Origin of the sequence: Microbacterium sp. AISO3, from assembly GCF_002204305.1 — a bacterium.
In the GTDB taxonomy this organism is placed as follows: Bacteria; Actinomycetota; Actinomycetes; order Actinomycetales; family Microbacteriaceae; genus Microbacterium; species Microbacterium arborescens.
The window spans coordinates 284,903-308,340 of record NZ_NHRF01000002.1 but is presented as its reverse complement, the minus strand read 5'-3'; the positions used below and the strand labels follow the sequence as shown (position 1 = coordinate 308,340).

Below are 23,438 nucleotides of genomic sequence, written 5' to 3'. Positions count from 1 at the left end.
CGGCGAACCGATGTCGGCGGTGCCGGTTAGCGTGGAAGGTATGGGTCAGGTCTCCGTCGGCATCACGCCCGACGCCGCTCAGTCGCGCGTGCTGACGCTCCCCGCCGACGCGAGCGCCGTGGTGGTCGGTGCTCCGGGAACGGGCAAGACCCGCACCATCGTCGAGCGGGTGCGCCGCTTGGTGGCCGAGGGCGTCGACCCCGACACCCTCGTCGTCCTCACCGCCACTCGACAGGCCGCGACCGACCTCCGCGACGATCTCGGCGTGGCGGTCGGGGTCGCCACGGCCGGTCCGCTGGCACGCTCGGTACCGGCATTCGCCTTCCAGATCGTGCGTGGCGACGCCGTGCGCCGCGGTGTCGAACCGCCGCGCCTGTTGACCGGTGGCGACGAGGACGCCATCATCCGCGACCTGCTCGACGGCGACGCGGAGGACGAGCTCGACGGACGGTCGCGATGGCCGGCCGAGCTGCCCGCGCACGTCCGAGGCTCGCGCGGTTTCCGTGCGGAGCTGCGCGCCTTCATCGCCGAATGCACCGCTTCGGGCATCGACAGCCGGGCTCTCGCGGAGCGCGCCGCTCGCGAGGGGCGGCCCGCGTGGCAGGCGGCGGCCTCGTTCATGGCGGAGTACTTCGCGGTCCGGGATGCCATGCGTGGCGCGCACCGCGACGCTGCGGGGCTCATCCGCGAAGCGGTCGACATCGTGTCGCGGCAGGGGTTGCCGCAGCTGCGCGTCGCGCTCGTCGACGACGCACAGGAGCTGACCGCCGGAGGCGTCGATCTCCTCGAGGCGTGCCGAGCCCGGGGCATCGCCGTCGTGGCCTTCGGCGACCCGGACGTGGGGTCGGGTGCGTTCCGGGGTGCCACACCGGAGAACTTCGCCCGGCTCGCGGCAGGCGGTGACGTCCTGGTGCTCGACACCGTGCACCGAGCGGAGGGCCGACACGCCCCGCTGGTCTCCGCTGTCACCGCCCGCATCGGCGCCGTCGGGCTGGTCGCTCACCGCCGGGCGCCGGAGCCGGATGCCCCCTTCGCGGGCGTCCGCGCCCTGGCGCTGCGCTCCCGATCGGAGGAGTTCGACACCGTGGCGCGACTGCTCAGGGAGCGGCACGTGCACCACGGTGTTCCGTGGGAAGAGTGCGCGGTGATCGCACACGACAGCCGTCAGGTGACCGCGCTCGAGGCCGAGCTCGCCGCGCGCGACGTGCCGACGGCGACGTCCGGCACCGGAACCTCGCTCGGAGAGTCGCCCGTGGTGCGCGACCTCCTGCGGCTCGTCGATCTGGCGGCGCGGCCGGGGGAGACGTGGCAGCGCGACGAGGTCATCGCCGCGCTTTCGGGTGCCGGTCTGGATGCGGTCGACCAGCGCCGGCTCCGATCGGCGCTCCGACAGGCGTTCCCCCCGGGCGAGGGCGAGCCGGTGTCGGCTTGGGAGCTCCTGCGCTCGGCGATGCTCCATTCCGCCGAACTCGCCGTGCTCGACCTGCGCGAGGCCCGACGCGCCGCTCGCGTCGCCGACACGCTGCGCGCGGTCGCCGACCTCATCGCCGACGATGCCACCGCCCACGAAGTGCTCTGGGCGGCGTGGGAGGGATCCGGACGCGAGCGGGCCCTGCGTGAGGCCGCCCGTGGCCACGGTCCGCTGGCCGCGCAGGCCGACCGCGATCTCGACGCCGTGGTGGCGCTGTTCCAGGCGGCCAAGCGCCACGGCGAGCGAGAGGACGGAACGACGCCCGTGGTGTTCCTCCGCGGCATCCTCGATGCCGATGTCGGCGACGACCGATTCGTCCCGCCTCCGGTGAGCGGCGCCGTCCGTGTGCTGACCCCGGCAGCCGCCCTCGGCACCGAGTTCGACACGGTGGTCGTCGCGGGCGTGCAGGACGGCATCTGGCCGAACCTGCGGGTGCGGGGCGGCTTGCTCGACACATGGCGCCTGCCGTTCGACGATCCCGCGGTCGCGGATGCGCTGGATCGTCGACGGGGAGTGCTCCACGACGAGCTCCGCCTGTTCGCGCGCGCCGTGTCACGGGCCCGAGAGCTCGTCGTGATCACGGCCGTCGACGACGACGACACCGGCCCGAGCCCGTTCTTCGAGCTCTTGCCGGAAGCGGAGGCGGCTCCACCCGAGGCGGCGCATCCGCTGACCCTTCGCGGCCTCGTCGCGCGGCACCGCCGCATCCTCACCGACCCTCGTTCGGCGCAGGACGATCGCCGCACAGCAGCAGGTCAGCTCGCGCTGCTGGCCGATGCGGGTATCGCCGGCGCCGATCCCGTCGAATGGTTCGGTGTCCGCCCGCCGACCACGACCGCGCCGCTGCGCGATCGCGAGGTCGAGACGATCCGCGTATCGCCCTCGCGTCTGGAGACGCTCGAGGAGTGTCAGCTGAACTGGGTGATCGCCGATCTCGGCGGCGACGCGTCGAGCGCGACGGCGGGCATCGGCACGATCGTGCACAGCGCCCTCGAGATCGCGTCGCCCGACGAGGACTCGCTGTGGCAGGCGGTGGCGGCACGCTGGAGCGAGCTCGAGTTCGAGTCCGCCTGGCGGGAACGGGCGGAGCGGACGCGTGCCCGCGACCTCGTCCGACGGCTCGCTCGCTACCTCCGCGACTTCGAACGCGACGGCGGGCGCCTGCTGGGAGCCGAGCCGCGCTTCGAGGTGGAGCTCGCCCACGACGACGCCGACGGGCGCATCGTCCTGAGCGGCGCGGTCGACCGCGTCGAGCTGCGCGCCGACGGGAGCGTGGTGATCGTCGACTTGAAGACGGGCAAGCGGGAACCGCAGACCGACCGTGCGGTAACCCATCACGCGCAGCTCGCGGCCTATCAGCTCGCGCACGAGCACGGCGCGATCCCCGCGGCGGCGGGGCTGCCCCCGGGCGGCGCGATGCTGCTCGTGCTGCGTCCGACGGCAGCCACGAAGGACTATGCGGCGCCCCGTCAGCCGCCGTTCGGCGACGACGAGCGCGCGGCCTTCCTCGGTCGGGTGCGCGGCGCGGCGCGCGTCATGGGAGGGGTCAGCTTCGAGGCTCCGGTCGAGGAGCACTGCCGCGACGACCATTCGTTCGGGCTCTGCCGCATTCACACGATCGCGGCGGTGAGCGCGACATGATCGTCTCGCCTGCCGCGCTCGCGGCCGCTCTCGGCCAGTTCCCTCCCACGCCGGAGCAGAGCGCAGTGATCTCCGCGCCGCTCGCGCCGGCTCTCGTCGTGGCCGGCGCCGGCAGCGGGAAGACCGAGACGATGGCGGGCCGCGTCGTCTGGCTCGTCGCGAACGGGCACGTCCCGCGCTCGGGCATCCTCGGGCTGACCTTCACCCGCAAGGCCGCGGGTGAGCTGAGCGAACGGATCCGCCGGCGGCTCGATCGCCTCGCGGAGTTCGAGGACGCCGGTCTGCTGCCGCACCTCGACGCGCTGCACCGGCGAGGCGCACTCGACGTCTTCGGAGAGCTCGAGCGAGCGGGCGATCCCGGGGGCGCGCGCCGGCATGCCGCGCAACGACGGCTCGTCGATGACACGGGGGCGCAGACGCTCGGCCCCGCGATCGACGCGCTGCTCGAGCGCCCGACGGTCTCGACGTATAACAGCTTCGCCGACGGCATCGTCCGCGAGAACGCGGTGCGCATCGGGCGCGATCCCGAGGCCGCCGTCCTCAGCGAATCCGCGGCGTGGCTGTTGATGCGTCGGGTGGTCCTCGACTCCGACGACGAACGTCTCGAGACGCGGGAGAACGCCCTGCGCAGCATCATCGACGGCGCGCTGCGCATCGCGCGCGACGGCGTCGACAACCTGGTCGACTTCGACGAGCTCGCTCATTTCGGCGCGGCGTTCCAAGATGTCCGCGAGCGCCCTTCGACCCGCAGCGGCACCACCGTCTACGCCGACGTGGCGCGTGCCGCCGAGCAGGTCGCGGGCCTGCCGCTGCTCGCCGACCTCGCCGTCGAGTACCAGCGGCGCAAGCTGCGATCCGGCGTCATCGACTTCTCCGATCAGGTGGCGGGTGCCCTGACGATCGTCCGCGCCCATCCGGCTGTCGCCACTGATCTGCGCGCGCGGTACCCCGTCGTGCTGCTCGACGAGTACCAGGACACCTCGGTCGTCCAGACCGAGCTGCTGAGCGCGGTGTTCGCCGGCACATCCGTGATGGCCGTCGGCGACCCGCACCAGTCCATCTACGGCTGGCGCGGCGCGAGCGCGGGCAACCTCGGCGACTTCGCCGCCGCGTTCGCCCCCGCGGGCGGCTCGGGGCGGTACTCCCTCGCGACGAGCTGGCGCAACAGCGAACGGATCCTGGATGCCGCCAATGCGGTGCTCGAGCCCCTCGCTGCGCGCTCTCCCGTGCCCGTCGATCAGCTGCGGCCGCGTCCGGGGGCGCCCGGTGGTGATGTCGACATCGTGTTCGAGACCGACCTCGATGCCGAGACCGAGCGCGTCGCCGGGTGGTTCGAAGAGGTGCGAGCGGGCCGCCAGCGGCGCGGTCTTCCGACGAGCGCGGCGATCCTGCTGCGCAGCAAGAAGCACATGGTGCGCTTCGCCGACGCCCTCGCGCGGCGTGGCATCCCGCACCGGATCCTCGGTCTGGGCGGACTGCTCAGCACTCCCGAAGTGGTCGACGTGGTCTCGGCGCTGCGGGTCATCAGCGATCCGTCAGCAGGGTCGGCGCTGCTCCGCCTGCTGGGCGGACCGCGCTGGTCCATCGGGCTGCGCGACCTCCGCTCGCTCGCCGAGCTGGGGCGCCGACTCGCGCGTTCCGACGTCGCACTGCAGCCGCTCGCCGCGGAGAGTGCGACCGAAGAGAACGCCTCACTCATCGACGCGCTCGACTTCTTCGTGCGTGTCGGCCCCGATCACGGCTGGCTCGCCGACTTCAGCGACGCCGGTCGCGAGCGTCTGCGCGACGCCGCCGCGACGTTCGCCGGCCTGCGCCGTGCCTCATCCATGCCGATTCCCGAGCTCGTGCGCTTGATCGAGGCGGAGTTGCGGCTCGACATCGAACTGGCCGCGAACGAGAGCAGAGGCCCCGCACGCGTCGCGTCGGACCAGCTGCGGGCCTTCGTCGATGAGCTGCAGGGCTTCCTCGCGACCGACGAGTCGGGGTCGCTGCCGAGTCTGCTCGCGTGGCTCGACCATGCCGAGCGTCAAGACGAGTTCGCGCCGCGCACCGAGCCCCCCGAAGACGACGTCGTGCAGATTCTCACGATCCACGGATCCAAGGGGCTGGAGTGGGATGCCGTGGCCGTGGCGCGGGTCGTCGCGGACGAGCTGCCCGCCCGCCCGCGCGACAAACAGGGGTGGCTCGGCTTCGGCGTGCTGCCGTACGCGTTCCGCGGTGACGCGCGCTGGCTGCCCCAGCTGGGGTGGGAGGCGCACGTGTCGCCGACCCAGCAGGACCTCAAGGCGGCGCTCACCCGGTTCGCCGAGGACAACGCCGAACGCCAGCGCGAGGAGGAGCGCCGCCTCGCGTACGTCGCCGTGACGCGTGCCCGCGACGCGCTGCTCCTCAGCGGCTCGCCGTGGTCGGGCACCCGGAATCCCCGCGGTCCGAGCCCGTTCCTGCGAGAGATCGCGATCGCGCTCGGCCACGAGCTTCCCGATAGCGAGCCGGGGGAGAACCCCTATAACGATCGGCGCCAGATCATGCGGTGGCCCTTGGACCCGCTGGGCGAGCGCCGCGGCCGGGTGGAGGCGGCGGCGACGCTCGTGCGGGGCGCACAGCAGGCCGCCGAGCGCGACGAGGCCGAACGCGATCTCGCGCTGCTGCTCGCGGAGCGCGAGGAGCGGTCCGCCGGTGCTCGTCGTGCCGCCCCCACGCGCATCCCCGCATCGCGTTTCAAGGACTACGCCGCCGACTACGAGGCCGCCGTCGAGGCGACCCTGCGTCCGCTGCCCGAGCGTCCGTACCGCGAGACCCGGTTGGGCACCCGTTTCCACGCGTGGGTGGAGCAGCGCTCGGGTATCACCGCGCGGGGTCCGCAGCCCGACGCGCCGCTGTGGGACGTCGACGACCCCGCTGAGGGGCCCGCCGCCGGAGAGGGCGAGCTGAGCCGTCTGCAGGAGATCTTCCTCCGCTCCGAATGGGCCGACCTCCAGCCGATCGAGGTCGAGACCGAGATCGACTTCGCCGATGACCGCCTCCTCGGCGACGGCCGCCCGCACGTCATCATCTGCAAGCTCGACGCGGTGTACCGCCGTGCCGACCGCGGCGGGCGCATCGAGATCGTCGACTGGAAGACCGGCCGTCCGCCGCGAACGCCGGCCGAGCGCGCCGAACGGATGCTGCAGCTCGAGCTCTACCGGCGGGCGTACTCGATCCGGCACGGCATCCCCGAGTCGGAGATCGACGTCGCGCTGTTCTACGTGGCCGACGACCTCGTGCTGCGGGGGTGAGTCCTGCGGCGTCGGCCCCGGGACCTCACTCGGCCGAAGACCACCGCCGCAGCGCGTTGCGGGCCGCCTCGGCGTGCTCGGGATCGTCGGTGTCGTCCGCCGACGACCCATCCGGCGCCGACGCGGGGACGGTGGGGGCGGCGCCGGTGTCGCCGCGCCGGTCGCTCGACGCGCCGTCGGGCGTCCAATCGGACAGGTCGATCGGGATCGTCTCGATGTCGGCCTGCTCGGCGGTGTCCTGGTCGGCGAGGTAGGCGGCCAGCAGCGCCGGGTCGTAGGTGTCGGTCTGCATCGAGGTGTCACCGGCCGTCACCGCGGTCGGGGTACGGCCGAGCAGCTCGAGCGCGTCGTCGACGGTGCTGTAGTCCTCCGGAAGAAGGGGTTCGTCGCGAACGCCCTCGTCGAGCGCGGACAGCAGTGCGACGGCGTCCTCCACCACCCGCTCTGCGCCGGTCTCGTGTCCGTGAGCCAGCCACCGGGCGAACTCCAGCTCGGCGTAGAGCCGGGAACGTGCGGCCAGCGCGGCATCGGGCGTGTGGTGCGCCGCTTCGGCGTACGCTGCGAGGACGTCGTCGCGAGCGTCGGGTGCCGAAGCCAGCCAGCGCAGATCCTCGGCCGGATCGCCGACGCCCAGACCGTGCCACGCGAGCAGGCCCGTTACCGTGGGGCCGGCTGCGGTGTCGCTCAGGACGAAACGACCGGGGTCGACGCCGCCGAGGGTGATGGTGGCCTCGAACCGCCACAGCCGATCCTCGCCGAGCGCGGTGCTCCAGCGGCGGAGCAGCCCGAACGGAAGCGATCCCGTCGCCTCCGCGCGGTCGAGCAGGCGCTCGGCGTCCTGGCGCACCTCGGCGCTCGTGCGGGTGCGCAGACCGGCGTCGCGGGCGACCGCGTGGGGGAGTGCGTGGACGCGCGCGATCGCTGATCCGAGCGACCAGGCCGCGCCGCGACCCGGCGGGATGTGGCCGGCCTCGACACGGTACCCCGGGACGTATTCCTGCACGACGGCGGTGAAGCCTCCCATCCGGGCGGTGCCGAGCACCGTGGGCGCCTCGAACGGCAGCAGCCCGCGCACCCCGGGGGTCAGCGCACGGAGCGCACGGGTGTCGGCGACGAGCTCGAGGTCGGCGTCGACGTCGACCGGAACGCGCACGACGACGCGTCGTCCGTCCTCCAGCGTCACCAGCGCGCTGTCGTATCGCCCGTCCGCCCGCTCGGTCAATTCCGCCGCCGCCACGACTGCGGCGCCGGGAAGAGCCGAACTGACGGACGCGGCTAGAGTGAAGGGAGAGCGAGCCATGCCATCAGGGTAGGTCGGGCGGCCGCGCAGGCCGACGCGCCACGCCCGCGAGAGAGGTCCCCGAGATGCGAATGCAGCCGCCGGCGCTGGCCCGGTCCGTTTTCGAGCCGTCACCGGAAGAACGTTCCGACGAAACGCTCCTCGACCGTCTTCGCGCCGACCCGACGACGCGCGTGGTGACGGTACGGGGCGACCGAGCCCGGGTTCGGGGCGACCGCCTCGTCTGGGAAGCTCCCGAGTTCGTCGCGGACGAGGAGGGAACGACCGAATGGGCCTTCCTCGGGCGCGCCGCCGACGGCTCGGCCCGGCTCATCGCCGCGCAGGCGATCCCCGCCGACGGCGGCGACGACGGCGACGACAGCTGGGCCTCGTTGCGGATGTCGGGCGGCGACCTCGTCGACGAGGATGCGGGAGCATTCGTGACGGCGGTCGCCCTCGGCCGCTGGTTCGCCGACTTCCGCTTCTGCCCGCGCTGTGGAGCGCCCGCGCGGCTGCGGTCGGCCGGGTGGTCGCGCGTGTGCACGGGATGCGGCCGGGAACAGTTCCCGAGGACCGATCCCGCTGTGATCGTCGCCGTCAGTGACGCCGGCAACGAGCGCCTGCTTCTGGGGCAGAACGCCGCGTGGGCCGTGGACAACCGATTCTCGACCTTCGCCGGATTCGTCGAAGCGGGCGAATCCCTCGAGACCGCGATCCGTCGCGAGGTCGCCGAGGAAGCGGGCGTCGTCGTCGACGACCTCGTCTACCGCGGGTCGCAGGCGTGGCCGTACCCGCGCTCCCTGATGCTCGGCTTCCACGCTGTGGCGACCGACGCCTCGCGAGCACGTCCCGACGGCGACGAGATCGTCGCCGTCCGCTGGTTCGACCGCGCGGAGATCCGCAGTTCGCTCGCGGGCGCAGGGCCGGTGATGCTGCCCGGCTCCGCTTCGATCGCTCGTCGCCTGATCGTCGACTGGTGCGGGGACGACGCATGACAGATCCTCTCGCCGGACTCGACGAGCAGCAGCGCGAGGCGGCCTCTGCGCTGCGCGGTCCCGTGTGCGTGCTCGCGGGTGCCGGGTCGGGGAAGACTCGCGTCATCACCCACCGCATCGCGCACGGCGTCGAGACCGGCGCGTACTCGCCGAACCGGGTCATGGCGGTCACCTTCACGGCGAAAGCCGCGGGGGAGATGCGGGGTCGACTGCGCGCCCTGGGCGTCGGCGGCGTCGCCGCGCGCACGTTCCACTCCGCGGCTCTGGCACAGCTGAACTACTTCTGGCCGCAGCTCGCCGGCGACGCTGCGCCGACGATCCTGGGAAGCAAGGTGCGGCTGCTCGCGCAGGCGGCCGACGCGATCGGGCTGGACCCCGATCCGGCCGTCCTGCGCGATGTCGCGACGCGTATCGAGTGGCGGAAGATCACGATGCGTTCCATCGAGCGATACGCCCTCGACAGGCCCGAACCGGTCGGCTCGCTCTCGCTCGACGCGGTGGTCGCGCTGCAGCGCTCGTACGAGCAGGTGAAGGACGAGCGGCGGCAGCTCGACTTCGAGGACGTGCTGCTCGCGTGCGCGGGGATGCTCGAGGCCGAGCCGCGCGTCGTCGCTGAAGTGCGCGAGCAGTACCGCCACTTCACCGTGGACGAGTTCCAGGACGTCTCGCCCGTGCAGCACCGCCTGCTCGAGCTCTGGCTGGGCGAACGCCGTGATCTCTGCGTCGTCGGTGACGCCAGCCAGACGATCTATTCCTTCGCGGGCGCCGACCCGTCGTACCTGCTGGAATTCGGCACCCGGCATCCGGATGCGCGGATTCTGCGGCTCGAACGCAACTACCGCTCCGAGGCGGGCGTCGTCGCCGTGGCGAACGCTCTCATGCGGGGCCGCCCCGGGGCTCTCGAGCTCACGGCCGATCGCGCGACCCCCGATCATCCGCGCCCGACGATCCGTGCATTCGCCGATGACACCGCCGAAGCGGACGGCGTGGCCGAAGCGGTCGCAGAGCAGCTCGCGCGGGGGATCGATCCGCGCCACATCGCCGTCTTGTATCGGGTGAACGCCCAGTCGGCGCCGCTCCTGGCGGCGCTGGCGCGGCGCGGCATCGCCGCCGCGGTGCTCGGAGGCGCACGCTTCTTCGACATCCCCGAGGTGCGCCAGGCCGTGATGGCCCTGCGCGGCGCGTCCGTGGCGCCCTCGTCCGGCGACCTCGTCGCCGACGTCCGGTCGATCCTGCGCTCGCTCGGTCTGAGCGACGAGCCGCCCCCGGCGGGCGGTCCGCTCCGTGACGCCTGGGAGGCGCGCGCGGCGCTGCTCCGCCTCGCCGAGGAGGCGCCGGCGGGTACCACGATGCGGGCGTTCACCGATGAGCTGCAGGTGCGGGCGAAGGATCAGCACGAGATCGCCACGCGGACCGTGACGCTGTCGACCCTTCACGCCGCGAAGGGCCTCGAGTGGGAGCACGTCCACCTCGTGGGCCTTGCGGAGGGACTGCTGCCGATCGCCTACGCCACGACGTTCGAGCAGATCGACGAGGAGCGCCGACTGGCCTACGTGGGTGTTACGCGAGCTGCGCGAACGTTGACGCTGTCGTGGGCTCGGACCTCGGGGCGCTACGAACGGCAGGTGTCTCGCTTCGTCCGGGAGATCGGCACCAGCACGCTGGATGAGGTTCGTGGTCGTGCCACGTCGGCTCGCCGAACGACGCCCGCAGCGTCATCGACCGGGTCCGCTCCGTCACCGGCGCGCTGATCAGCTGCAGCGACATCGCGCAGGCGGCCGAGATGAGCGCCGGATCTGTCGGAGGACACGGACGGCCCAGGAGCTGTGCGGCGAGCACCGGCCACGCGGCATCCCGGTCGCGTCGATGTTCATGCAGGCAGGCCAGGCAGCCCGTCCGGCCCGGTACGACGAGCGGCCCGACCGTGACACGGTCCCCGGCGAGCTCGAGGGTCAGGTGAGCGAGGTCGTCGGCGACGAGCGCAGCGGCTCGCCGCGGCTCGACGAGACGGGAGGCGACCAGGACGACGACCCGCCCCGGGACCCTGGCGTTCGCGGCGGCCTGCGCCGCCCCGACCTGGGCTCCCGCCGCCGCGAACGCATGCTGCACCGTTCGCCGATCGGCGGGACCGACGTCGTCGCCGAAAGAGAGGGCGACGGACGGCCGCGGGCGCGGCTCTGCGAGCACCGGGCACAGCAGCCGGCGCAGCCGGGGAACCTCATCTGCAGGAGCGCCCGCGTCGCGGGCGATCGTGTCGAACAGATCATCCGGTATGCCGTTCACCAGGGCGTGGATCACGCGCTCGTGCCACGGCTCGACGGGGTCGAGCACCGCCGCTCCGGGCTCATCGCCCAGTTGCAGGGCCGAGGGAGAGCGCCACAGCGGCGCGGCGGACGCATCGAGACGGAGCATGACCCCGATTCTCGACAGCCCGCCCGCCGACGTGCCGGCGTCTCCACAGCCCGAGGGCGGGCCCGGTGGTCCCGCGCCGCTGGGGAGGAGCGGGACTCGGCGGCGCGGCGCGGCTGGTCGGGACCCGGTCAGACGGGCGCAGGGCCCTCGGGGCCGTCCTCGTCCCGACGGCCGCGAGGATCGTCGGTCGCCTCGTCGCCCTCGGCTGTCCCGGCGTCGTCGCCGGCCGCGGCGGAGGCCAGTAGCGCGTCGAGCGCGTCGTCCATCTCATCGCGCTCGGGAGCCTCGCCCCGCGCGCGGGCCTGGAGTCGCCCGATCAGGGCTGCAGGGTCGTCGACGTCGGCGGGGGTGGGCATGAGGTCGGGATAGTCCCACAGGCTGTCGCGGGCATCGGCGCCGACGGCATCCGTGATGGCACGCCACATGGCTGCGGCCTCGCGCAGCCGCCGCGGTCTCAGCTCCAGCCCGACGAGAGAGGCCATGGCCTGCTCGGCAGGGCCGCCGACGGCCCGGCGGCGGCGTACCGCCTCGGAGATCCGGTCGGCCGCGGGCAGACGAGTCGTCGCATCGGCGGAGACGACGTCGACCCAGCCCTCGATCGTCGCGAGCAGGTGCTCCAGCCGGGTGAGCGCGGCGGCCTGCGCCTCGGAGCGTTGGGGAAGCAGCACGCCGCTCTCGAGCGCCTGGCGCAGCTCTTCGGGCTGGGAGGGATCGAAGCGCGACGCGAGCTCCTCGAGGGCGTCGGTGTCGACATGAATCCCCCGTGCGAAGTCGGTGACCTGCGAGATCACGTGGAGCCGCAGCCACCGGGCATGGCGGAACAGACGGGCATGGGCCAGTTCTCGCGTCGCGAGGGCCAGAGCGAGCTGCTCGTCATCGATGCCGAGATCGCGTCCGAAGTCGGCGAAGTTCTGCGGCAGGATCGCGGCCTCACCGTCGGGCATGACGGGGATGCCCACATCACCGCCCGAGACGACCTCGAGCGAGAGCTTGCCGACGACAGCGCCCAGCTGCGCGGCGAAGAGTGAGCCCCCGACGGTCCGCATGAGCCGGCCGGCCCCGGCGATCATGCTCTGCATCTCCTCCGGAGCCTGCGACTCGAGCGCGGCGGTGAGGGCGTCGGCGACCGAGGTCGCGACCGGTTCGGCCAGCTCCTGCCACACCGGCAGCGTCGCCTCCACCCACGCGCCACGGGTCAGTGCGCGCGGCGGTGCGGGCAGGTCCGAGATCGTCGTGGCCTCACTCAGCCACAGCGTCGCCAGGGCGAACGCGTCGGAGAAGTCCTGCCGGTCGCCGGCGCTGATGCCGTGTCCGTCCTTATTGGCCAGGTGGAGGGCTTGTGTGCGGGTCGCGCTCCAGTCGACGCCGCCGTCGCCTCCGGCGGCGAAGGCGCCTTGGAGATGCTGCATCATCTGGTGCAGCATCGCCGGGTCGACCCCCATGGCCGACAGACGCTCGAGCTGCTCGGGCCCGAGCGTGCCGCCCTGGCCCAGCAGGTTGCGGAGCAGCTCCTGGAACTCGTCCTCGGGAGAGCGGTCGTCATCAGCCATGTCAGGCGCCTTTCAGCAGGGCGGTCAGCTCGCGTTCTACGCTAGCCGCACGACCTCGTCGCACGGCGCGAACGGACCTCGTTCGCTTTCGCCGGTCGCGAACGACCGGGATCAGAAAGCAGCACGTGTCACTTTTCGACGAGAACGCCCCCGTCCCCGCGCCCCGACGCCGCATGAGCCGGGCCTCCCTCGCGGGACTCTGGGCGGTGTCCTTCTCCCTGGTCGCGCTGTTGATCCTGACGATCGTGCCCACCTCCTTCGTGATCCAGCGGCCGGGACCCGTGTACGACACCCTCGGGTCCGTGGCCTCCGGCGACGGCGAGCAGCGCCCCCTCATCAGCATCTCGGGCGCCGAGACGTTCCCGACCTCCGGCACCCTGGACCTCCTGACCGTCGAGGTCCTCGGCAACCGCGAGCGCACGCCGTCGTGGCTCGAGCTCGCCGCCGCCTGGTTCGACCCGGCGCGCGCCGTCGTCCCCATCGACGAGATCTTCCCCGAGGGCGTCACGACTGAGCAGCGCAACGATGAGAACGCCGCGCTCATGGTCGACTCGCAGAAGGAAGCCACCGCCGCGGCCCTGTCCGAGCTCGGCTACGACGTCACCTCCCTCGTGCGCGTTCACCAGCTCGCAGACGACTCGCCCGCGGCGGGCATCCTCGAGCCGGACGACGTGATCCGCTCGGTCGACGGGCAGCCCGTCACGACCACGGCGGGTCTGCGAGACGCCGTCAATACGGCGGGCGGACGCGCGCTCATGCTCGAGGTCGACCGGTCCGGTCAGCAGCGATCCGTCGAGGTCACCCCGAAGCAGATGACGACCGACGGCGAAACGCGGTGGGTCATCGGTGTCACGATCGCGCAGGACTTCGACTTCCCGATCGACGTCACCCTCCAGCTCGACAACGTCGGCGGCCCGAGCGCGGGGATGATGTTCGCCCTGGGGATCATCGACACGCTCACCCCCGGCGAGCTCACCGGCGGCGAGCGATTCGCGGGAACCGGCACGATCGACGCGACCGGCAACGTCGGGCCGATCGGCGGCATCCGACAGAAGCTCTACGGCGCCAAGGATGCGGGTGCGGCCTGGTTCCTCGCGCCTGAGCGCAACTGCAACGAGGTCGTGGGCCACATCCCGGACGGCCTCCGCGTGTTCTCGGTCGCGGATCTCGACGACGCGCTCTCGGTCGTCGAGACGGTCAGCGAGGGCGGCGATCTCGACGCCCTGCCGACCTGCACCGCGGGCTGAGGCTCGGCTTCCCCCCAGCGGGCGGCGCCTAGGATGGAGGGGTGACCACGACCTCAGTGCCGAATCCGGCCACACCCAGCAGATCCCGCCGCGCTGTCGGCATCACCCTCGCCGTCATCGCGGCTGTGGTGGTGGCCTTCTTCATCTTCGCGAGCCTGTACGCCGACTGGCTGTGGTTCCGTCAACTCGGCTTCGACGGCGTGCTGCTGACGCAGTGGGCGGCCCGCGCGATCATGTTCGTCGTCGGATTCGTCGCGATGGCAGTGCCTGTCTGGCTCTCGATCCAGCTCGCCTATCGGCTGCGACCGGTCTACGCCCGCCTGAGCTCGCAGCTCGACCGTTATCAGGAGGTCGTCGAACCGCTGCGCCGGCTGGGCATGTGGGGCATCCCGACCTTCTTCGGGTTCTTCGCCGGCTTCGCCGCCTCGGCGCAGTGGGAGACCGTCGCCCTGTGGATCAACGGTGGGACGACCGGAACCACGGACCCGCAGTTCGGGCTCGACACGGGCTTCTACCTGTTCACCCTGCCGTTCCTCTCGGCGGCCGTGGGCTTCGTCTCGGCGATCGTCATCGTCTGCCTCCTGGTCACCGCCCTCGTGTCGTACCTCTACGGCTCGGTCCGTGTCGGCCAGCGCGAGCTGCGCATCTCGAAGTCCGCGCGCATCCAGCTCGCCGTCATCGCCGGCATCTACCTGCTGGTGCAGGGCGTGAGCATCTGGATCGACCGCTACCGCACCCTGGTCACCCCCAATGACCGCATCACGGGCGCCGGCTACGTCGACGTCAACGCCGTCATCCCCGGACAGACGATCCTCGCGATCGCCGCGGCCATCGTGGCCGTGCTCTTCTTCGTCACCGCCGTGATCGGCCGCTGGCGCTTCCCGCTCATCGGCACGGGCCTTTTGGTGGTGACCTCGCTCGTCGTCGGCGTCGCCTACCCGTGGTTCGTCAACAACGTTCAGGTGCGGCCGAACCAGCTGACGCTCGAGTCGCAGTACTACGAGCGCAACATCGAGGGCACCAAGGCGGCCTACGGCATCTCGGGGCTCGAGAAGACCGACTTCCAGGCCGTGACCGATGTCGAGCCGGGTCAGCTGCGCGCCGACGCCGACACGACGGCATCCATCCGCATCATGGATCCCGCGATCATCGGCCCGACAGTCCGTCAGATCGAGCAGTACCGCTCGTACTACCAGTTCGCCGAGCCCCTCGACGTCGACCGTTACGAGATCGACGGACAGTCGCAGGACACCGTCGTCTCGGTGCGCGAGCTCAACGTCAACCAGCTCGGTGACGCGGCATCCTGGTACAACACGACCCTCGTCTACACGCACGGTTACGGAATGGTCGCCGCCAAGGGCAACGAGCGCACCGCTGACGGCAACCCGGTCTTCGTCGAGCGCGGCATCCCGGCATCCGGTGAGCTGACGAACGGCCAGAAGTACGAGCCGCGCGTGTACTTCGGCGAGTTCTCGCCGACGTACTCGATCGTCGGGGCCCCCGAGGGCTCGTCGCCCATCGAGCTCGACTACCCGCGTGGCCAGGAGGGCGAGAGCCAGACCAAGACGACGTTCGAGGGCGACGGCGGTCCGTCGATCGGCGACGTCTTCCACCGTCTGATCTACTCGCTGAAATTCCAGTCGACCGACATCCTGTTCTCGGACGCGATCAACGAGGAGTCGCAGATCCTGTACGACCGCGACCCCGCGACGCGCGTGCAGAAGGTCGCGCCGTACCTCGAGCTCGACAACGACCCCTACCCGTCGGTCGTCGACGGACGCATCGTGTGGATCGTGGACGGCTACACGCTCAGCGCGAACTACCCCTACTCGTCGATCGTCAGCCTCAGCGACGCGATCTCCGACTCGTCCAACCCGCAGCCGCGCGTCGCGCTGGACAACATCAACTACATCCGCAACTCGGTGAAGGCGACCGTCGACGCCTACTCGGGCGAGGTGACGCTCTATGCGTGGGATGAGACGGATCCGCTGCTGCAGGCATGGCAGAAGGTCTACCCGAACACGCTCAAGCCGATCAGCGAGATGAGTGGCGACCTCATGAGCCACGTGCGCTACCCGACCGACCTGTTCAAGGTGCAGCGGGCGATGCTCGGCACCTACCACGTCGACACCGCCCAGTCGTTCTACTCGCGCGACAACGCGTGGAAGACGCCGAACGACCCGCAGCAGGACACCCAGCTGCAGCCGCCGTATTACCTCACGATGAAGATGCCCGGTCAGGACGCGCCGTCGTACTCGATGTTCTCGTCGTTCATCCCCGGCGGTCAGGACACGCGCAACGTCCTGATGGGGTACCTCTCGGTCGACTCCGATGCGGGCTCCGAGGCCGGGGTCGTGAGCCCCGAGTACGGCAAGCTCCGGATGCTGGAGGTCAACGCCGAGACACCGGTTCCGGGCCCCGGCCAGGTGCAGAACACCTTCAACGCCGACCCCGTCGTTTCGTCGTTCTCGAACATCCTGCGCCAGGGCCAGTCGGAGGTCATCAACGGCAACCTCCTGACCCTTCCCGTGGGCGGCGGTCTGCTCTACGTTCAGCCCGTGTTCGTGCAGTCGTCGGGAGCGACCAAGCTCCCCACCCTGCAGAAGGTGCTCGTCGGCTTCGGCGATCAGGTCGCCTTCGAGGACACGCTGCAGGAAGCCCTCGACAAGCTGTTCGGCGGCGACTCGGGTGCGAGCACCGGTGACACCGACGTCGTTCCCGAGCCCAGCCCGGGCGACGAGGCGACCCCGGACTCCGGTGACGGCGGAACGGCGCCGACGACGCCGAGCTCGGATTACCAGACGGCGCTCAACCAGGCCCGTGACGCTCTCGCCGAGCGCAACACCGCGATGCAGAACGCGGACTGGGCCGCGTACGGCGCCGCCGACGCCAAGCTCACGGAAGCGATCTCGCGTCTGCTCGAGCTCGGCGAGCAGGGCCAGAACTGACCCCCGCCGCATGACAGAGGGCCCCGACTCCGGTCGGGGCCCTCTGTGCGTGCGGCCTGCATCCGCTCGGGCTCAGCGGCGAGAATGCACGAACGCACGGTGCCAGGGTTCTGGAACCGTGCGTTCGTGCGCTCTCGCGGAGCGAGCGCGGGTCAGTCGCGGGTGTAGCGGCGGGCGCGGCCGGAGAGTCCGGCGAAGTGGAAGGGGCCGGGGGAGTCGGGCGCGATCTCCACATCGACGGTGCTGTCGCGATGCGCCGCATCGTGCAGCTCGCGGTAAGTCGGCACGTCCACCGGGGTGCGGGCCGCGAGGATCGCCTCGGTCTCGGCGCCGCGCGTCGCCTCGCGGTAGCCCGGCTGGACGACGAGCGTGAAGAACTCGCTGACCGACCCCGAGCCGTAGCTGAAGAGTCCGATGCGCGATCCGGTCAGGTCGTTCTCGCCCTCCAGGAGAGCCGCCAGGGCGATGTAGAGCGACGCCGTGTAGGAGTTGCCGATACGGCGGTTGTAGCCGGTCGTGGCGGTCACCAGCTCGGGGGCGAGCTCGACACCCAGGTGCTGCCCGAGGGCGCGGTGCGCCTTGACCGCCATCTTCGTGAACGGCTGGTGGTGGCAGAACCAGTCGATCTGATCGATGTCGACGCCGCCGCGCGAACGGTAGTCGTCCCACGCGCCTGCAACGCCGTCGAGATAGGCGCTGACCGAGAGCTTGCCGTCGACGACCGCGGTGACGCTGTCGTTCGGGCGCCAGAAGTCGTCGACCTCTGCGGTGTAGACACCGGCGGCGGTCTCGAGAACAGCGATCGCGGGGTCGGCGGACACGAGGAAGGCGACGGCCCCGGCACCCTGCGTGGGCTCGGCGGCGGTGTCGAGCTCGTAGCGGGCGACGTCGCTGGCGATCACCAGGACGCGCTCGTCGGGATTGCGCGCGATGAGTCCGGCAGCGGCTTGCAGCGCGGCGGTGGCCGAGTAGCACGCCTGCTTCAGCTCCACGACGCGGACGGAGCGCGGCAGTCCGAGGAGCTCGTGAACGTGCACCCCCGCCGCGCGCGACTGGTCGATCCCGGTCTCGGTGGCGAAGAACAGGGTGCGGATGCCGTCGACACCGTGGCGATCGATGATGCGCTGCGCGGCGGCAGCGCCCATCGTGACGATGTCCTCGTCCAGACCCGGGATGCTCATCTGCTCCTGACCGAGCCCGACGCGGAACTTCGCGGGGTCGATGTCGGCGCGCGACGCGAGATCGTCGAGCTCGACGACGTGCGAGGCGGTGGCGACGGCGAGGTCGTGGATGCCGATGGTGGTCACTTCGTGGAATCCTTCCTGCGCTCGAGGAGCAGGTGCGACTGCATGAGCTCCCCGGGGTTGGTCTGGGCGGCGAGCAGGGACAGCTCGCCGCAGAGGACGGTGGCGGCGATCAGGCCGGCGAGGCGCCGGGCGTTCTCGCCGGAGGGGCGCTCGTCGCGGCAGCCGAGGCGGGCGAGCGCATCGTCGACGGCGGGCAGGTCTTTGCCGTTGCCGACGGTGCCGACGATGAGGTGGGGGAGCGTGCAGGAGAAGTAGAGGTCGCCCTCGCCGCGGACCTCGGCCCAGGTGAAGCCCTGCGAGCCTTCGACGATGTTCGCGGCGTCCTGACCGGTCGCCAGGTAGAACGCGAGCAGCATGTTGGCGTAGTGGGCGTTGGCCGAGCGCAGGGCCCCGGCGATCGTCGAGCCGACGAGGTTCTTCTGGACATTCAGGTCGACGATGCGCTGCGCGGAGGAGCGCAGCTGCTTCTCGACGAGGTCTGCGGGGATGAGGATCTCGGCGATGACGTTGCGCCCGCGTCCGAGGATGCCGTTGACGGCGGTCGCCTTCTTGTCGGTGCAGTAGTTTCCGGAGATCGAGCCGTAGGAGAGCTCCGGGTGCCACGAGAGCACACGCTCCATGAGCGTCTCGGCGGCGAAGGTGACCATGTTGTGGCCCGAGGCGTCGCCGGTCGTCAGGGCGAAGCGGAGGTAGAGCAGGTTGCCGACGACCTCGGTGTCGAGGTCGATGAGCTTGGCGTGCCGGCTGCGCTCCGATACAGCGGCGGCCAGCTCGTCGAAGCGCGCGATGATGGCGCGGGATGCCGCGACGGCGGCGGCCGCGGTGTCGGCGACGAACAGCGACGAGCGCGTCATCCGCTCATCGACGACCGTGACGCGGATGCCGTCGTCGACGAGTCGCGAGATGCGTGCGCCGCGGCCGACGGACGGCCACAGCGGCGACTCATAGGTCGCGAGGGGCACCTCCTGCTCGGCTTCGACGTCTCCGGTCAGCCGAAGCGGTCCCACCCACCGGAGGGGGATCGGGGTGAACTCGGCGCTCATCGCGCGTCCTTCCCGCCGGCGCGGCGCGCCAGGCTGTCGATGTCGATGCCTCGGGCGCGGGCGTACTCGGCCGCGCGTCCGTGGATGATCAGGTCGGTTCGGCGGAGGTCGTCCGGACGGGTCGCCCCCACCAGAGAGTGCAACGCCGTCAGGTGGTCTGACCATTCCCGGATGCGCGAGATCAGGGCATCCGCACCGCCGTCGAGCACGACGGAGAGGAATGATCCGGACGCGCCGACGGCGCGAGCGCCGAGGGCGAGGCCGCGGGCGACGTCGAGCGGTGTGCGGACTCCTCCCGAGGCGAGCAGGACGGGCGCGTCTGCCGGCGCCTCGAGCAGGCACTCCACCGCCGACTGCCCCCAACCGGCGAGGTAGGCGTAGTCACGGCCCGAGCGCCGGTCGTTCTCGATGCGCATGAAGTCGGTACCGCCGACCCCGGAGACGTCGGCGAAGCGGACCCCGATCGATCCGAGGCGGGAGAGCGTGTCGGCACTCAGACCGAATCCCACCTCTTTGACGACGACGGGAACCTCGACGGCGGCGACGATGGCCTCGAGCGAGGCCGGCCAGCTCGAGAAAGAGCGGCTGCCCTCCGGCATGACGGTCTCCTGCATCGCGTTCACGTGCACCTGGAGGGCGTTGGCCTCGAGCGCCTCGACCGCGCGTCGCGCGTCGTCCGGCGATCGTTCGATCCCGACGTTGGCCATGACGAAGCCGTCCGGGTTCTCGTCGCGGATGACGCGGAACGTGCCCATGAGCTCGGGGTTGTCGAGGGCGATGCTCAGCGAGCCGGAGGCGATCGCGACGCCGGTCTCGCGCGCGGCGATCGCGAGGTCGCGATTGATCGCACCCGTCGAGGCGCTGCCGCCGGTCATGGCGTTGACGTAGAAGGGCAGCTCCCACCGAGCGCCGGCCACATCGACGGCGAGGTCGACGCGGTCGGCGTCGACGCCGGCGAGGGCGTGGTGCACGAAGCGCACGTCGTCCCAGCCGTTCGGCCGCGGCGTCTCCTTCTGCTGCGCAGCGGCGAGACGGACGTGGTCGTCCTTGCGCTCGGAAGCCTGTTCAGCCGGCATGGTGCTCTCCTTCCGGCGGATGCACGCCGATCGTGAGGTGTCGGATGTCGTTCGTCTCCCAGACGCGGAGCATGCCGGCGACGTCAGCGTCGGCCGGGGCGAGCACGATGCCGCAGTCGCCTCCGCCGGCGCCGGAGGGCTTGCCGGCGGCACCGATCGCTTCGGCCGCGTCGCACAGGATGCGCAGCCGGTCGGTCTCGATGGTCACGCCCGTGCGTGCGCCGAGGCCCTGCAGCAGGCGCCGGTTGCGGCGAATCGCGTCGAGGGCGAGATCGTCGTCCGACACCGCATGACCGGCAGCGTCGGCCCCGCGTCCCGCGAGGGCCCGCCACAGGTCGCTCACGCATTCGCGCGAGGCCTCCAGGAACCCGGTGTGGGCGTCGCCGGTGACGTTCGTGCCGCGCGAGACCCCGCTGACGAGTCGCTCGGTGGACGCCGGGTGCCCGGTCCAGCCGACGAGCAGGTCGAGACCCGACGGGGGAGTCAGGCGAATGATCTCGGCACCGTCCCAGGCCTCGGACCCGAGCACGTCCGCGACGCCGTGCTGCGTTCGGGCCGCGCGCAGCCGGTCGCGATCGGGCGAGCGGTAGCCGATCCACCCGCCGTACGTGCTGGCGGCGACGTCGCCGCCAGAAGCGTGAGGGGCGACGGCGATGGTCGCGAGCATCGCCAGCTCGTACCGGCCCCGGGTGCCCAGCTCGAAACCATAGAACTCGTCGATCGCGGCGATGGTCGCGACGGTGACCGCGGCGGACGAGCCGAGCCCGAACTTGCGTCCGCTGGGATCGTCGAGACCGCTTTCGATGTACAGGTCGAAGAAGCGCGGCCGCAGCCCCCGCTCGGCCCGGAGCCGCTCGCAGGCTTCGATCGCCGCGATGACGTAGTCGTAGGGGTGATGCTCGCGGTCCAGGGTCAGCCCGTCTTGACCGCGGGTCCAGCGCACCGGCATCCGGCTGTATTCGGGGGAGTGGATGCTGCCCGCGTCGACGCTCTCGGTCAGCGACACCGTCAGGTAGCGGTCGACGGCGATCAGCACCGAGGGCTCGCCGGGAGAGACGACGGCGTACTCGCCGGCGACGAAGAGCTTTCCGGGCGCGTGCGCGACGATCGCGCCGGTGGTCTCGGCGTGCGTCATTCGCCTGCTCGCGTGACGAGGGCTGCGGCGGGGCCGGGGCGCGCGACGGCGAGCTCGGCGATGCCCTCGAGTGCGTTGGTGACGGCGGTGACCGATTCGGGTCGCGTCAGCACGACGACGTTGGGACCCGCGTCGGCGGTGGCCCACGCTCCGATGCCCGCGTCGCGGAGGGCGGCGACGCGATCGAAGATCTCGACGCTGACCGGGCTCAGGTAGCGGATGGGCGGATCGCACGACTGGATGAGGGCGTGCATCCGCAGCGCGTTGACCTCGGTGATCCGCCCGAGGCGCTCGACGTCGCCGGCGCGGCATGCTTCGGCGGCGGCGTCGAGGCTCTCCGGGGTCGACGAGACCCACGCGGGGTAGAACGGCGAGGTCAGCACCGTGCGACGCATGGCTTCGCGGCTGGAGACCGGCTTCTCGCGCTTCTCGACCATCGCGACGACCATCGCCAGGTCGGGCGCGTCGACGGCCTCGGCGAATGACGTCTCATCGCTGTCGCCGGCGTGCCAGATGGCGAAGCCGGGGATGATCGAACGGGATGCCGACCCCGACCCGCGGCGGGCGAGGCGGCTGAGGGCGCGGGCGTCGAGGTCGAGTCCGTAGGCGTGCGCGGCAGCGACGGCCAGTGCGGCGAATCCGGAGGCCGACGACGCGAGTCCGGCCGCCGACGGAACCGTGTTCACCGTCTCGACACGAGCGGCGACCGCGCTTTCCGAGAGCTCCCGGACGATGTCGAGGAATCGCGTGACGCGCTCCGCGGGTCCGTCGGCACGCTCGTCGCCGTTGAAGACGAGGATGTCGCCGGCGGCGTCCTCGTCGAGGCTCACGGTCGTGGTGGTCGGAAAGATGTCGAGTGTCATCGACAGGCTCCCCGTCGCGGGGAGGTTCAGCGTGCTGTCGCGCTTTCCCCAGTACTTCACGAGTGCGATGTTCGGGTGCGCGATGGCTGTCGCGGTGCTCATGCCACTCCTTCGACGGTGGTGGTCCAGACCGCGGCGGCGCCGGCGCGGGTGAGTCGTCCGCCGAGCTCCTCGGCGGACGCGGTGTCGCGGGCGAGCGCGAGGACGCAGCCGCCGCGACCCCCGCCGGTCAGCTTGGCTCCCAGTGCGCCGCCCGCCATGGCCGCGTGGACGAGGTGGTCGAGGGCGGGGTCTCCGACGCCCAGTCCGTTCAGCAGCTCGTGAGCGCGGTTCATCGCACTCCCGATCGCGTCGCGGTCGGCCGTCGAGACCTCGCGGCGCAACGCGGTCGCAAGCTCGCCGAGCTCGTCCAGAGCCGACTCCACGCCACGAGGGTCCTCCTCGCGGCGGTGCGCGACGGCCGCAACGGCCTCGCGGGTGCGCCCGCGCACCCCCGTGTCGGCGATGACGAAGACGAGGTCGTCGCCCACCGAGACGGGCTCGATGCGACCTCGGTCGAACCACACGGCCTGACGGGCGCGGACCGTGCGGGCGTCGAGACCGCTCGGTGCGCCGTGCGCGGCGCGTTCGGCGGTCTGGATGAGCTCGTGCATCGTCTCGTCATCGGCCGCGAACCCGCAGGCACCGAGCACGGCCTCGATGACCGCGGCCGAGACGGCGGCGCTCGAGCCGAGCCCGCGTTCGGCCGGGATGCTGCTCTCGATCGCGATGTCGAGTGCGGCGCCCGGCCGGCCGGCCGCGGCAAGCGCGGCCCGCATCGCTGTCAGGGTGACGCCCAGGCGGTCCGGCGCCTGGGCGATGGGCCCGTGGTAGAGGGTGCTCGACAGGTGGCCGCGGTCGTCGGCGGGACGTGCATGCGCCTCGACTCCGAGGGCGCGCACGGGGATCGCGATCGCCGGGCGGCCGTACACGACCGCGTGCTCGCCGAGGAGGATAGCCTTCGCACCGGCGCGACCCGTCGCTCCGGGCTCCGCGGCCGAGCCGTGCGTTGCCACGTGCAGACGGGCGTCCGGTGCGATGGGGACGTCGGTCGGTGCAGTCATGGAATTTCGTCGAGCGTAACAGCCTGCTCCCGGGCGGGGCCCGAGAGGACGACGATGTGCTCGGAGGCGGTCTGGACCGCTATCATGGCCCCC

Annotated in this window: 14 protein-coding genes; 6 read left to right on the top strand and 8 right to left on the bottom strand. The window is 71.6% G+C overall.

Annotated features, from left to right (window positions below; genetic code table 11):
* Window positions 1-40: 40 nt before the first annotated feature.
* Together CBF90_RS04255 and CBF90_RS04250 are read left to right on the top strand one after the other, a co-directional pair.
* The gene (locus CBF90_RS04255) at window positions 41-3,112 is read left to right on the top strand and encodes an ATP-dependent DNA helicase (RefSeq protein ID WP_242435581.1); all 3,072 of its coding nucleotides are present in this window, start codon (window positions 41-43) and stop codon (window positions 3,110-3,112) included.
* Complete coding sequence (locus CBF90_RS04250) at window positions 3,109-6,387, top strand: ATP-dependent DNA helicase (RefSeq protein WP_088379986.1); 3,279 nt, start codon at window positions 3,109-3,111, stop codon at window positions 6,385-6,387. The genes CBF90_RS04255 and CBF90_RS04250 overlap by 4 nt, the downstream gene beginning before the upstream one ends.
* Before the next feature lie 25 nt (window positions 6,388-6,412).
* On the opposite strand, the gene CBF90_RS04245 is transcribed toward CBF90_RS04250, so the two are convergent.
* Window positions 6,413-7,687 (bottom strand): aminoglycoside phosphotransferase, encoded by a 1,275-nt coding sequence (locus CBF90_RS04245; protein ID WP_023950558.1) that lies wholly within the window; start codon window positions 7,685-7,687, stop codon window positions 6,413-6,415.
* Between the two features lie 65 nt (window positions 7,688-7,752).
* On the opposite strand from CBF90_RS04245, the gene nudC reads away from it, so the two are divergent.
* Together nudC and CBF90_RS04235 are read left to right on the top strand one after the other, a co-directional pair.
* Complete coding sequence (gene nudC / locus CBF90_RS04240; protein ID WP_064956532.1) at window positions 7,753-8,661, top strand: NAD(+) diphosphatase; 909 nt, start codon at window positions 7,753-7,755, stop codon at window positions 8,659-8,661.
* On the top strand, window positions 8,658-10,412 hold the full coding sequence (locus CBF90_RS04235; RefSeq protein WP_088379985.1) for an ATP-dependent helicase: 1,755 nt from the start codon (window positions 8,658-8,660) through the stop codon (window positions 10,410-10,412). The genes nudC and CBF90_RS04235 overlap by 4 nt, the downstream gene beginning before the upstream one ends.
* Window positions 10,413-11,201: 789 nt before the next feature.
* Here the strand turns inward: CBF90_RS04235 and CBF90_RS04230 are convergent.
* Window positions 11,202-12,623: a zinc-dependent metalloprotease gene (locus CBF90_RS04230; protein ID WP_088379984.1), complete on the bottom strand. Its 1,422-nt coding sequence runs from the start codon at window positions 12,621-12,623 to the stop codon at window positions 11,202-11,204.
* Between the two features lie 125 nt (window positions 12,624-12,748).
* Between CBF90_RS04230 and CBF90_RS04225 the strand changes: the two genes are divergently transcribed.
* Together CBF90_RS04225 and CBF90_RS04220 are read left to right on the top strand one after the other, a co-directional pair.
* A complete protein-coding gene (locus CBF90_RS04225; RefSeq protein WP_088379983.1) occupies window positions 12,749-13,870 on the top strand; it encodes a PDZ domain-containing protein in 1,122 nt (373 codons plus the stop codon).
* A 41-nt stretch (window positions 13,871-13,911) separates the two neighbouring features.
* Window positions 13,912-16,818: a UPF0182 family protein gene (locus tag CBF90_RS04220; RefSeq protein ID WP_023950572.1), complete on the top strand. Its 2,907-nt coding sequence runs from the start codon at window positions 13,912-13,914 to the stop codon at window positions 16,816-16,818.
* 152 nt (window positions 16,819-16,970) lie between these two features.
* Here the strand turns inward: CBF90_RS04220 and CBF90_RS04215 are convergent, their stop codons facing one another.
* From CBF90_RS04215 to mvk, 6 genes are read right to left on the bottom strand one after another with little or no spacing between them, the layout of a single operon-like run.
* A complete protein-coding gene (locus CBF90_RS04215; protein ID WP_023950574.1) occupies window positions 16,971-18,125 on the bottom strand; it encodes a hydroxymethylglutaryl-CoA synthase in 1,155 nt (384 codons plus the stop codon).
* Window positions 18,122-19,168: a hydroxymethylglutaryl-CoA reductase gene (locus CBF90_RS04210; protein ID WP_088379982.1), complete on the bottom strand. Its 1,047-nt coding sequence runs from the start codon at window positions 19,166-19,168 to the stop codon at window positions 18,122-18,124. The genes CBF90_RS04215 and CBF90_RS04210 overlap by 4 nt, the downstream gene beginning before the upstream one ends.
* Window positions 19,165-20,244, bottom strand: coding sequence for a type 2 isopentenyl-diphosphate Delta-isomerase (gene fni, locus CBF90_RS04205; protein WP_064956536.1), 1,080 nt, complete (start codon window positions 20,242-20,244; stop codon window positions 19,165-19,167). Before fni ends, CBF90_RS04210 begins: the two co-directional genes overlap by 4 nt.
* Window positions 20,234-21,379: a phosphomevalonate kinase gene (locus CBF90_RS04200; RefSeq protein ID WP_064956537.1), complete on the bottom strand. Its 1,146-nt coding sequence runs from the start codon at window positions 21,377-21,379 to the stop codon at window positions 20,234-20,236. The genes fni and CBF90_RS04200 overlap by 11 nt, the downstream gene beginning before the upstream one ends.
* Window positions 21,376-22,344, bottom strand: a complete 969-nt coding sequence (gene mvaD / locus CBF90_RS04195) for a diphosphomevalonate decarboxylase (protein WP_088379981.1) — start codon at window positions 22,342-22,344, stop codon at window positions 21,376-21,378. Before mvaD ends, CBF90_RS04200 begins: the two co-directional genes overlap by 4 nt.
* Complete coding sequence (gene mvk / locus CBF90_RS04190; RefSeq protein ID WP_172407784.1) at window positions 22,341-23,345, bottom strand: mevalonate kinase; 1,005 nt, start codon at window positions 23,343-23,345, stop codon at window positions 22,341-22,343. The genes mvaD and mvk overlap by 4 nt, the downstream gene beginning before the upstream one ends.
* Between the last annotated feature and the right edge of the window lie 93 nt (window positions 23,346-23,438).